Origin of the sequence: Streptomyces sp. NBC_01591 (assembly GCF_035918155.1) — a bacterium.
In the GTDB taxonomy this organism is placed as follows: Bacteria; Actinomycetota; Actinomycetes; order Streptomycetales; family Streptomycetaceae; genus Streptomyces.
Genome location: NZ_CP109327.1, coordinates 1,287,452 through 1,299,200, shown reverse-complemented (window position 1 = coordinate 1,299,200; position 11,749 = coordinate 1,287,452). Strand labels below are relative to the sequence as shown.

Annotated in this window: 10 protein-coding genes and 2 pseudogenes; 4 read left to right on the top strand and 8 right to left on the bottom strand. The window is 70.7% G+C overall.

What is annotated here, in order from left to right; translation table 11 throughout:
* Positions 1-84: 84 nt before the first annotated feature.
* Positions 85-528 carry a MarR family winged helix-turn-helix transcriptional regulator gene (locus tag OG978_RS06150; protein WP_124719176.1) on the bottom strand — a complete coding sequence of 148 codons (444 nt, stop codon included), beginning with the start codon at positions 526-528 and terminating at the stop codon, positions 85-87.
* A gap of 145 nt (positions 529-673) precedes the next feature.
* Between OG978_RS06150 and OG978_RS06145 the strand changes: the two genes are divergently transcribed.
* Together OG978_RS06145 and mltG are read left to right on the top strand one after the other, a co-directional pair.
* Positions 674-2,479, top strand: coding sequence for an ABC transporter ATP-binding protein (locus OG978_RS06145; RefSeq protein WP_326764207.1), 1,806 nt, complete (start codon positions 674-676; stop codon positions 2,477-2,479).
* Between the two features lie 384 nt (positions 2,480-2,863).
* A complete protein-coding gene (gene mltG, locus OG978_RS06140; RefSeq protein ID WP_326764206.1) occupies positions 2,864-3,712 on the top strand; it encodes an endolytic transglycosylase MltG in 849 nt (282 codons plus the stop codon).
* 12 nt (positions 3,713-3,724) lie between these two features.
* On the opposite strand, the gene OG978_RS06135 is transcribed toward mltG, so the two are convergent.
* From OG978_RS06135 to OG978_RS06120, 4 genes and pseudogenes are all read right to left on the bottom strand, one after another.
* Positions 3,725-4,849: an NAD(P)-binding domain-containing protein gene (locus tag OG978_RS06135; protein ID WP_326764205.1), complete on the bottom strand. Its 1,125-nt coding sequence runs from the start codon at positions 4,847-4,849 to the stop codon at positions 3,725-3,727.
* 100 nt (positions 4,850-4,949) lie between these two features.
* A pseudogene (locus tag OG978_RS06130) lies at positions 4,950-5,489 on the bottom strand (LLM class flavin-dependent oxidoreductase); the annotation flags it as partial.
* 25 nt (positions 5,490-5,514) lie between these two features.
* Positions 5,515-5,918: pseudogene (locus tag OG978_RS48250) on the bottom strand (hypothetical protein); the annotation flags it as partial.
* Between the two features lie 427 nt (positions 5,919-6,345).
* Entirely contained in the window at positions 6,346-6,429 is an 84-nt protein-coding gene (locus OG978_RS06120; protein WP_326769948.1) for a putative leader peptide, read from the bottom strand.
* Between the two features lie 92 nt (positions 6,430-6,521).
* Here OG978_RS06120 and OG978_RS06115 point away from each other — a divergent pair, with 92 nt between their 5' ends.
* Positions 6,522-6,944, top strand: coding sequence for a secondary thiamine-phosphate synthase enzyme YjbQ (locus OG978_RS06115; protein ID WP_326764204.1), 423 nt, complete (start codon positions 6,522-6,524; stop codon positions 6,942-6,944).
* Between the two features lie 844 nt (positions 6,945-7,788).
* Here the strand turns inward: OG978_RS06115 and OG978_RS06105 are convergent.
* Positions 7,789-8,349, bottom strand: coding sequence for a nucleoside-triphosphatase (locus tag OG978_RS06105; protein WP_326764203.1), 561 nt, complete (start codon positions 8,347-8,349; stop codon positions 7,789-7,791).
* A 110-nt stretch (positions 8,350-8,459) separates the two neighbouring features.
* On the opposite strand from OG978_RS06105, the gene OG978_RS06100 reads away from it, so the two are divergent.
* The gene (locus OG978_RS06100; RefSeq protein ID WP_326764202.1) at positions 8,460-8,912 is read left to right on the top strand and encodes a YbhB/YbcL family Raf kinase inhibitor-like protein; all 453 of its coding nucleotides are present in this window, start codon (positions 8,460-8,462) and stop codon (positions 8,910-8,912) included.
* Positions 8,913-8,925: 13 nt separating this feature from the next.
* Here the strand turns inward: OG978_RS06100 and OG978_RS06095 are convergent, their stop codons facing one another.
* The gene (locus tag OG978_RS06095; RefSeq protein ID WP_326764201.1) at positions 8,926-9,411 is read right to left on the bottom strand and encodes a protein-L-isoaspartate O-methyltransferase family protein; all 486 of its coding nucleotides are present in this window, start codon (positions 9,409-9,411) and stop codon (positions 8,926-8,928) included.
* Between the two features lie 516 nt (positions 9,412-9,927).
* Positions 9,928-11,025 (bottom strand): baeRF2 domain-containing protein, encoded by a 1,098-nt coding sequence (locus OG978_RS06090; protein ID WP_326764200.1) that lies wholly within the window; start codon positions 11,023-11,025, stop codon positions 9,928-9,930.
* Positions 11,026-11,749 lie beyond the last annotated feature (724 nt).

Below are 11,749 nucleotides of genomic sequence, written 5' to 3'. Positions count from 1 at the left end.
CTCGAGGTCTCCTCGGCGGTTCGGTTCGGTACCACGGCGGCGGACACGCGTCACCCGGCGGGCGCAGGCGTGTCCGTGCCGTGTCTAACAGCGACGCTCCGGCATTCCGTTGACCAGAGCGGACAGCAGCCCGCCGAGCACCTCGCGCTGATCGGCGGTCAGTGGGGCCAGGATCTCCTCTGCGGCGGCCCGGCGCGCGTCGCGCAGCGACCGGAGGGTGGCGAGCCCCTCCTCGGTGATCTCGATGCGGACCACCCGGCGGCTGTCCGGATCGGGGGCGCGACGCACCCGTCCGCTCGCCTCCAGGCCGTCGACCAGGGTGGTCACGGCGCGCGGGACGACGTCCAGGCGCTGCGCGAGATCGGCCATCCGGGGCGGGCCGTCGTAATGCGCGACGGTGCGGAGCAGCCGGAACTGCGCGGGAGTGATGCCGATCGGCTCCAGCTGGCGGCTCTGGATCCGCTGGAGCCTGCGGGTCACCCGCAGCAGCTGTTCGGCGAGCACGCCATCGGCGTCGGAGGAGTCCATGAAGGGAACAATATCAGGACCTCGTTCATTGTGAGTATAGGTAACAATGAGCTATGCTCTCAAAAATGCGCTCGCCCGGGCCCCTGCTCAAGTCCCTGGAGCCCCCGCCCGAGTCGCAGCTGCCGCACGCCCGACGAAGGAGCCCATGAAACCCGACGAGATCAACTGGACACCCCCGCCGAAGGGCGAGAGCCGTCCGCCCGCCGAGGTGCGCCGCATCCTGCGCCTCTTCCGTCCCTACCGAGGCCGGCTCGCGCTGGTCGGGCTGCTCGTCGGCGCGTCGTCACTGGTGTCGGTCGCCTCGCCGTTCCTGCTGCGCGAAATCCTGGACACGGCCATCCCCCAGGGGCGTACGGGACTGCTGTCGCTGCTCGCCCTCGGCATGATCCTCACCGCCGTGATGAACAGCGTCTTCGGCGTCCTGCAGACCCTGATCTCCACCACGGTCGGCCAGCGGGTCATGCACGACCTGCGCACCGCCGTCTACGCCCAGCTGCAGCGGATGCCGCTCGCCTTCTTCACCCGGACCCGTACCGGCGAGGTCCAGTCCCGCATCGCCAACGACATCGGCGGCATGCAGGCGACCGTCACCTCCACCGCGACGTCGCTGGTCTCCAATCTCACCGCGGTCATCGCCACCGTCGTCGCCATGCTGGCGCTCGACTGGCGGCTCACCCTGGTCTCGCTCCTGCTGCTGCCGGTCTTCGTCTGGATCAGTCGCCGGGTCGGCCGCGAGCGCAAGAAAATCACCACCCGGCGCCAGAAGCAGATGGCCGCCATGGCGGCCACGGTCACCGAGTCGCTCTCCGTCAGCGGCATCCTGCTCGGCCGGACGATGGGCCGTGCGGACTCCCTCACCAAGGGCTTCGCCGAGGAGTCCGAGAAGCTCGTCGATCTCGAAGTGCGCTCCAGCATGGCCGGGCGGTGGCGGATGTCCACGATCGGCATCGTCATGGCAGCCATGCCCGCAGTCATCTACTGGGCAACCGGCCTCGCCCTGCAGTCCGGCGGACCCGCCGTCTCCATCGGCACGCTCGTCGCCTTCGTCTCGCTCCAGCAGGGCCTCTTCCGGCCCGCCGTGAGCCTGCTCTCCACCGGGGTGCAGATGCAGACGTCCCTCGCGCTCTTCCAGCGGATCTTCGAGTACCTCGACCTCGACGTGGACATCACCGAGCCCGAGCACCCGGTCCGACTGGAGAAGATCCGCGGCGAGATCCGCTTCGAGGATGTCGATTTCAGCTACGACGAGAGGAGCGGCCCGACCCTCAGCGGCATCGATGTGACCGTCCCGGCCGGCGGCAGTCTGGCGGTCGTCGGACCGACCGGATCCGGCAAGTCCACGCTCAGCTATCTGGTGCCCAGGCTCTACGACGTCACCGGCGGCCGGGTCACGCTCGACGGGGTCGACGTACGCGATCTGGATTTCGACACCCTGGCAAGAGCCGTGGGCGTGGTCTCCCAGGAGACCTACCTCTTCCATGCCTCGGTCGCCGACAATCTGCGCTTCGCCAAGCCGGACGCGACCGATGCCGAAATCGAGACGGCGGCCCGTGCGGCACAGATCCACGACCACATCGCCTCACTGCCCGACGGCTACGACACCCTCGTCGGCGAGCGCGGCTACCGCTTCTCGGGCGGCGAGAAGCAACGCCTCGCGATCGCCCGCACGATTCTGCGCGATCCGCCCGTCCTGGTGCTCGACGAGGCGACGAGCGCCCTCGACACCCGTACGGAATTCGCCGTGCAGGAAGCGATCGACGCTCTCTCCGAGGGGCGCACCACCATCACCATCGCGCACCGGCTCTCCACCGTTCGCGACGCCGACCAGATCGTCGTCCTGGACGGCGGCCGGACCGCCGAGCGCGGCAGCCACGAGGAACTCCTCCAACAGGACGGCCGCTATGCCGCGCTGGTCCGACGGGATACCGAACTGGCCCCCGCGACAAGCTGATCAGCGGGGCCGGGCGTGCCCCGCCGAGGCGGAACACGCGGCGACGCCGCCGCTCCCGTGGGACGGGGAGCGACGGCGCCGGGCGGAGCAATGGTCAGACGAGCCAACCCACGAAGTGGACGATGCCGGCGAGCAGGTTGGTGATGACGTTCATTCGGTGTTTCTCCTTGTGCGTGGTGCAAATCTGGGACAGCGCAGTCGCGGTCTGCAGCCCGTCGCTTGCGCCCTGTAATCATCCCGTGCCGTAGGGGAGTTGAGCAACGAATAGCGGAACGATCACGCGTTCGAGCGAACATCCGATCCCCTGTTCGTGCGTTCCCTTCATGAACTGCGGGGCCCGTGTCGTCCGGGCGGTGGTTCCGGACGGCGGGATAGCGTGCCCGCATGGTGAACGAGTCCCCGGACACCCCGCCTCGCCGCACGCTCCGCCCGACCCGGCGCGGCCGTCTGGTGCTGTTCATCGGCGTCGTCCTCGTCCTGGTCGTGGCAGCAGCCGTGCTCGTGCCGCTGCTGACGAGAGGGCCGCAGGTCGAGCGGGCTCGCCCGCTCGTGATTCCCGAGGGGTGGCGGGCCTCCCAGGTGTACGAGGCCGTCGACAAGGTCCTCGCTGTCGAGCCCGGGACCACCGAGAAGGCCGCCGATGCGGCGGACCTGCCGCTCCCGGCAGCGGCGAAGGGCAACCCCGAGGGCTACCTCTTCCCGGCGACGTACCCCGTCACCTCCGAAACGACCCCGCAGGGCCTGCTCAGGTACATGGTCGACACCGCGGTCGAGCGATTCGGTGCGGACCACATCGCCGAGGGTGCACGGCGCAACGGCGTCTCGGTGTACCAGACGGTGACGATCGCGAGCATCGTGCAGGCCGAGGCGGACACCGTGGCCGACATGGGCAAGGTCGCCAGAGTCGTCTACAACCGGCTGGCCCGGGGCATGCCGCTCCAGATGGACTCCACGCTCAACTACGCGCTGAACCGCAGCACCCTGCACACCACCACGGGCGACACGAAGATCGACAGCCCGTACAACAGCTATGGGCGCAAGGGGCTGCCGCCCACACCCATCGGGAACCCGGGGGAGCAGGCGATGACGGCGGCGATCAACCCCACTCCTGGAGCGTGGCTCTACTTCGTCACGGTCGCACCGGGCGACACCCGCTTCACCAGCAGCTATACGGAACAGCAGAGAAACGTGGAGGAGTTCAACCGCAACCGCCGCAGCGCGTCCGGCGGCTGAGCGCCCGCGCCGTCACACCGCGGCGGGCACCGGCGTCTCGTCGTCCTCCGCCGTCGTGTCCTTCCCGTCCAGCAGTCGACCGATCGCGCGCACCGCCGCCCGACCCGCCCGGTTGGCGCCGATCGTGCTGGCGGACGGCCCGTACCCGACGAGATGGATGCGCGCGTCCCGTACCGCCTGGGTGCCGTCGACCCGGATGCCGCCGCCCGGCTCGCGCAGTTTCAGCGGCGCGAGATGATCGACGGCGGCCCGGAATCCGGTGGCCCAGAGGATGACATCCGCCTCGACCGTCCGGCCGTCGTCCCAGGCGACCCCGCTCGGAGTGATCCGGTCGAACATCGGCAGCCGGTCCAGCACCCCCGTCTCGCGGGCGCGCCGCACCGCATCCGTGAGCGGCAGCCCGGTCACGCTCACCACACTCTGCGGCGGCAGCCCGCGCCGCACCCGCTCCTCCACCATCGCGACCGCGGCCCGCCCCCGGTCCGCGTCGAAGGGACCGTCCCGGAAGACCGGCGGCCGACGCGTCACCCAGTACGTCTTGGCCGCCACCTCGGCGATCTCCATCAGGTGCTGCGTACCGGAGGCGCCGCCGCCGACCACCACCACGCGCTGTCCGGAGAATTCCGTCGGCCCCGGGTAGTTCGCGGTGTGCAGCTGCCGCCCCCGGAAGCTTTCCTGGCCCGGGTAGCGCGGCCAGAACGGCCGGTCCCAGGTGCCGGTGGCGTTGATCAGGGCACGGGTGGCGTACGTACCCTCGGAGGTCTCGACGAGCAGCCGCCCATCGGCGCCCTCGCGCACCGCGCTCACCTCGACGGGGCGGTGAACCCGCAGGTCGAAGGTGCGCTCGTACTCGGCGAAGTACTCACCGATCACCTCGGAGGAGGGGCGGCTGTCGTCCGCTCCGGTGAGTTCCATGCCGGGCAGCGCATGCATGCCGTGGACCTTGCCGTAGGTCAGCGAGGGCCAGCGGAACTGCCAGGCGCCGCCGGGGCGCGCGGCGTGGTCGAGCACGACGAAGTCGCGATCGGGCTCCAGGCCGGTGCGGCGCAGATGGTAGGCGCCGGACAGTCCTGCCTGTCCGGCGCCGATCACGACGACATCGACCGTGCGTGCTGCGGCCACCCCAAAGTTGTTCACGCTTCTACCAACTACGCCGGGGGTGAGGATCTTCCCCGACCGGCCCCGGGCTTCTTCCTGCTGGTCGCCGGTTGCAGGCCGGTCAGCGGCCCCCGGCGACCAGCAGCGGCGCCCCGCCCGGCGCGGACGCCGGCCTGCCTTCGAAGTCGAAGGGCCGCCCGCTCCACGCGCTGCGCACCACGGACAGGAACTCCGCGGTCCGCGCGTAGCGCCGGTCGTGGTCCAGATGGTCACCGAACCGCCGCTGCTCCGTCGAGTCGCCACCCGTGACGACATTGAGCAGCAGCCGCCCCCGGGTGATCCGCTGATAGGTCGCCGCCATCTGCGCGGCGAGCACCGGTGAGATCACTCCCGGCCGGAACGCCACCAGGAACTTCAGCCGCTCGGTGTGCTGGGCCAGTGCAACCGTCGTCAGCCAGGCATCCTCGCACCAGGTGCCGGTGGGCGTCAGTACGGCTTCGAAGCCCAGTTGCTCGGCGGCCTTGGCGATCTGCGCCAGATACTCGATGTCGGGAGCGCGCACCCCGCTCACCGGAGTGATCCGGTCCCGCCTGATCCCGCCGTCGGTGTACGCGTGGCGGTCGACGAGCGTACGACCGTCACCACCGGTGGGCAGGAACCAGTGCAGATGAACATTCATGACGAGGCCTTTCCGTAGGAGCGGGGAGATTCAGATCGGCGAAGGTGTCGGCGATCGCCTGCTCGGAGGCGATCGCGGCAGGATCGACCGCCACGGACACGCGGGTCCCGGAACTGCGCTTGACCGCGTCCAGGGCCACCTCGTACGGCAGTCCGGTCTCCTTCGCCCAGACCTTCGCCCATGCCTCCGGATGCTTGAACACCCAGGACTGGGCCCGCTGCAGACGGACCAGCAGATCGCCGATCGCCTCGGCCTTCTCGGCGTCCTTCAGCGCGGCCGGCGAGGCCACCTGGAAGCTGATTTGAGCTGCTTCGGGGACTTCGGCGGCGAGTCGTCCGGGACGACGATGGCCTCGCCGTCGGACGAGCCGTGTCCGGCGCCCACCACGACGATCCTGGAATCGGAACCGGCCGCGAAGACCGGCGGCGTAAGCGTGCGGGACTCCGGTGGCACTGAGCACCTGCCACAGCGCGAGCAGCAGCAGCGGCCCGACGGCGCGCCGGAGCCAGCGGGGCACGGCGCGCAGACGCGCACCCCGCGCGGAGGCCGGAACAATGGGCTCCAGATCGAGCGACCGACGAGCGGAAGAAATGGGAGTTCTGCTGGATTCTGAGGATGTGTCCGGTGGCGCGAGGGCATGGCCGATGGTCATGAGGGCTCCACGAGCAGTCCACGGACAGGGGAAGGCGCGCCGCGACCACGGGTGCGCGAACCACTGCCGCCGTTACGGCACAGGGATCACGAGGCGCGATGGGTGGGGCGAGGTACGCCGGGGCGCGAACGGGCAGGCGCGTACGACGGCGAGAACGGGTGGCCGGAGCGCCCGGTCACCGGCGGAGAAAGCGCTGAAAGAACGTCAGCAGCCGTGACGACACACGGCGGAGGCCACCCGCAGCAGGTCGATGTGACCGCGCGAAGTGAGCAGGGCTGAACGGAACATGGCGCTGAACGTAGCGATCCCTGATCGAAGCGGTCAATGGTGTCTCGGCAGGTGGACGCGCGATCTCGCGGCATGGGCGAGATGATGGACGTATGCCCCACGCCTTCGCCACCAGCGTCCTGCACATCACCACCGGCACGACGGAGACCGTCACCGACCTGACCGCCGACTGCGAGCAGTTCCTCACCCGGAACGCCGCCTCCCGGGACGGCCTCCTCAACATCTTCGTACCGCACGCGACCGCCGGCATCGCCGTCCTGGAGACCGGATCCGGCAGCGACGACGACCTGCTGGCCACCCTCCACACCCTGCTGCCCGCCGACGGCCGCTGGCAGCACCGCCACGGCAGCCCCGGCCACGGCCGCGACCACGTACTGCCCGCCCTCGTCCCACCGCACGCGACGCTTCCCGTGATCGGGGGCCGGCTGGAGCTGGGGACGTGGCAGTCGGTGTGCCTGGTCGATACGAACAGGGATAATCCGGAGCGTCAGGTCCGGCTGTCGTTCCTCGGGTAAGGGGCACTGCAGGGGCGATATCCGGCCGTACCAAGTGGCAGTCGGCGTGACAGGAGCAGTGCCGAGCCGATCTCCGCCAGCCAGTCCGCGAGGTCCGGGCGCCGGCCCGGGCGGCCTGTGCGGACGCGTGGTCGACCACGGTGAGGGCCGCGCACAGGGTGATCTCGGCCTCGGCCGTGTCGAGGCCCGGCTTGACCTCGTCGAGGACGCGGAGCCAGAGGGCGAGGCAGTCGCGCTGTGCCTGCTTCGACGCCTTGCGTTCCCTCCCTGGCAGCTGGTCGGGCTCGCCGATGAGCAGATCGATCAAGTGGCTGTGCTGGAAGGCGAATTCGATGTACGAGCGCAGCAGGAAGTGCAGGCTCTCGTCAGGGGTGGTGGCGCGGGCGAGCGCCGGTGCTGCGCTGTTCGCTGGCGCGGGCTACCGCTGGGACGAGGAGGTCCGTCCTGCCTGGACGCCTCGCCCTCGTGTAGCGGGCCGGCGCGCTCGCCGCCCGTCTGCGGTTCCGGCGCGGGCGGCACCAGCGGCCGGCTGCCGGGCCCGCTGAGCCGTTGGCCCGATACCCGTGACACACCCGTACCGCCCCGCGAGTCCTTCCGGGCCTGGTGGCGACGCACCCGAGAAGGGAGCGGCGAAGTGGGCACCCGGGAGACCTTCCTTGCACGGATCACACAGTCGCACCGGCCGACGTACCCGCGACCGAGATACCCGACAGCGTCCCCGTCCCCCGCGACTACAGGAGCAGTCACGCCGGAAACGATCCTGCAGCCCTCTTCGTCGAGCGCGTCGCCGAGTACCAGGCCACCGTGATCCGCACGACCGCGGAGGGTGTCGGAGGCCGGTCTCTCATCCGTGAGAGGGAGGCCTCCCGTGCGTCCGGGGTTGCTGCAGCCGGGCCGCGAGCTTCCCCGGCAGGACATCCCGGTTTGCCGGAGTGAGCTGGACGACCTCGATGTCGGCGCGCCGCTTTAGGGCGTCGGTGAACGGATCGCGGTGCGTGTGGACCGTGGCGACGACGTCGACCTCTGCGACGAACAGCGCGCCGACCGCGTGCCGGAACGCCGTGCACGCCAGTTCCATCCGCCCCAGCTCGTCGATGAGCACCAGCCGCCCCGTTGCCTCCTCGGTTGCTGCCGGCCGGAGCGACGGTAGCGCCAGTCGTTCCATGACGCCCAGGTCGACGCCGTATTTCCCTACCAGCGGCGGACCGGGCAGGTCCACATGGGCGAGCACCTCCCGCCAGCCTGCCAGGGTCTCCAGGGCGAAACCGACGCGGGCGCCGGATTGCCGGATCTCCTCCGTGGTGAAGCCGGTGGCCGCGTGAGTGGGCAGCAGCGCGGCCAGCCGGCGGAGGGCAGTCGTCTTGCCCGAGCCAGGGCGGCCCTCGAGCAGGATCCTTGTCGGCACACTGCCATCTTCACTCCCGCTTCCGGAAGCGGCCCGGGTGGGCTCGGCCGAACGGGGGATTTGGGGTGCGGACCGGTGCCGGTGCCGCCGCTGCGGGTATGGCGGCGCGCATGAGCGGAATTGAACTCAGCAGCACCGCGTTCGACGACAGAACGGTGATCCCCCGCCGGTACAGCGGGGAGGGTGAGAACATCTCACCGCCCCTGACCTGGTCGGGGGTGCCCCACGAGGCCACGGAGCTGGTACTCCTGTGCGAGGACCCGGACGCGCCCGGGACGACCTTCCTGCACTGGCTGGTGACCGGCATCGATCCGAGGACCACCGGGGCGGCGGAGGGCCAGAAGCCCCAGGGGGGCCTTCCGTGGCCCAATGGCTTCGGCCGCGTGGGCTGGGGAGGGCCGATGCCTCCACCGGGGCACGGGCCGCACCGCTACTTCTTCCGCCTGTACGCCCTGGCCGAGCCGCTGCCGCTGCACGACCACCCGGGCGCCGAGGACGTGCACCGTGCCCTGAAGGGCAGGGAGCTGGCCTCCGGCACCCTGGTCGGGACCTATCAGCGCTGACGCGTCAGCGCTGCTAGGTCCCATGGGCGCCGTACAGCCGGACGAACCGGGCCGTGGTGACCATCCTGCGGTGCACCAGGCCGCGGGCCCGCCGCTCGCACAGCTGGACGTGCTCCTGCCCACCATGCCCGATCGGCTGGACGAGCCGACCACCGGAGCGGAGCTGATCCACGAGCGGCTCAGGCACTCGCGGGAAGGCCGCGCAGACGATGACGGCGTCGTACGGGGCACGGGCCGGCATCCCGAGGGTCCCGTCGCCGAGTACGACTTCGGCATAGCCGACGCCCTGCCCGGCCAGCCGCAAGCGGGCCTCGTCGACCAGGTCGGGCCAGCGCTCGACGCTCACAACGTACGCGGCCAAGCGGGCCAGCAGCGCGGTCTGCCAGCCGTATCCGGTCCCGGCCTCCAGGACCTGTTCGTCTCCGGTGAGGCCGAGAGCGGAGACCATCATGGCGATCAGCGAGGGCTGGGTGGTCACCTGCCAGTGGGGGAGTGGCACGGGCGTGCCCCGGTACGCGGGTGCCACCTCGTCCGCGGGGACGAATTCCGCCCGGGGGGATGCTCCGTACGGCCTCCCGGAGACGGCCGTCGGTCACGCCCACGGCCACGGCGTGGGCCGCGCGGACCAGGTCCTCGGGGGTCCCTTCATGGGGCATCGGACCGCGGGGCCGCGTCACAGCCGATGGGTTCGTAGTGGTCCGAGCCGGGCCGCTTGACCATCGGCTCGGTGAGCCGGCCCTGCTGGTTGAGCTACCGGGCGGCGGACCGTCGTCTGTTCCAGGGAGTACCCCAGCGCTTGGCCAACGCCGGTAACGCTACCGCCCAGGGCTTGGGCGGGGTGATCAAGACGTCCGTCTCCTCCGCGCCGCACCTGCACCTGTCATGGTGCCCCATCCGCCGTTCATCCGCCGCGCTGCCGCTCCCGCCCAGTGTCGGCACGTTCCGCGCGCGGCACGATCCGGGGCGGTCGGGGGCAAGGGGCGACCCGTGAACCGGGAGGCGCAGCGCGCCGACGTCAGGACGGGGTCCCCGGGTCGGTGTACCGCAGCAGCGCGCCCACGCCCTCGTACAGCCTCAGCTCGTTCTCCGGTACGACGACCAGCTCGGCGCTGGTGCCGACGAGGGCCCGGACAAGGGCCTCGTCGGCGCGTTCCTCGCGCGGGGCCCGAATGCCGAAGGACATCAGTTCCGCCTCGGTCAGGGCGAGCTGAGTGGGCTGGGAGCCTGCCCAGAGCCGCAGCGAAGACCCTGGCGGCCGGTTCAGCAGCAGTGCCGCGACCTGGCCGCGCTGGAGGGCGGCGACGGTCGCGGCCAGCCCCTCCGTCATGGGTCCGTCCAGGGCACGTCGGCCGATGAAGATGTCCACGAGTTCCCGGTCGTGCGCGGCCATGCAGCCGCGGAAGACGCCGTCGAGCTGCGGCTCCAACAGGGCGCGTCCGGTGTCGGTGGGGGTCCGGCCGCCCACGCGTACGACTTTGTCCCGCAGGGCGTGCGGCAGGCGGCGGATCAGTACGTTGCACGCCCACTCGTCCCCGCCCACGACGACGGCGTCGGCATGGGCGCGCCGCGCCCGTTCGTCCAGCCGGTGGCCGAGCCGGAGGGAGGTGCGGTGCCAGGTCGCCACCGCTACCCTGCGGTGCAGCCGCTCACCCGGGGTGACGGTGGACGTGGGCCAGGTGCCGGTCTCCGCTTCCAGAGTTACCCAGCCGTGGGTCTCGGCGGTCGGAAGGCCGCCGTAGTGGACGACTACGGCCATGTAGGGGATATCCGGAACGTGCTGGGTGACCAGGGGCATCGCGTCCGGCAGGGCGCTGTAGCGCGCGGAGTCGCGTTCGGGCGGCTTGGGCAGCTCCCCGCCCAGGACGAGTGTGCCGTGGGCGGCGAAGATGGCCTGACCATGCACCCCCGGCACCTCTGTATCGGCACCGACCGCCTCATCCAGTACGTTCAGCAGCGCCCGGTCCGAGCCCTGACGGGACAGACTCTCGCGCAGCCGCCGCCAGCGCAGCGCGATCACCCGCTCGGGATGCTCGACGTCTCGGGAGGTATCCAGGTACACGGAGGCGAATGGACCCGGCTCCGCGTAGAGGGGTTCAAGAAACGACAACCTCATCGCCACTCCTCGTCGATGGTCTCCCCTCCTTCGATGATGCGCGCCCCGGGGGGCGATGGAGCTCGACGAGCGCAATGCGGTGCGGAACGCGGGGCGATCGGGCACCGGCCGGCAGCAGTCGGCCCATCGTGAGCATGGTGGCGGTGACCAGGCCGTCCAGCACCGCCAGGCCGCGGGCCGGGACAGCAGGGCGCTGAGCAGTCGGGCTCCGTGGCCGAGGTGGTGAACCAGGTCAGGCCTGGGAGGTCGGTGGAAGGCTGTTCGACCCACCCCGGTCGGCAGCTGTGGCAGATCTGGTCATCGAAGGCGAAGACGGACTCGCCGTGCCCGTTGGCGCACCTATGCCTTTCGTCAAGCGAGGCGTGGGGGTTTGGCTTCGTAGAAGGTTGCGTCGCTCGCCGGCCGGGGGCAGTCCAGGGCTGTGATGTGGGCTCTTGCCGATGTCCGGGCCGAGGAAGACGCTCAAGCCGCTGATGCCGATCATCGTGCCCCCACATGGTTCGATGCGGTGCCGGCCTCAGTGGGCGCGGGCCCGCCCGCGCGCATCCACGTTATGCAGACCTGCCGTCCGGACACTGCCGGGCATCGCGCCCGGCCGGGCGGCGGTCGGGCCTCTGATCAGCGTCTCCGACGGCACCCCTCGGGCCCGGTGACACCACCCCCCAGGTCATCAACTTCGACAGGGGGCAACAGTCATGCCGAGCCCGGAGGCCAGTGGCCCTCT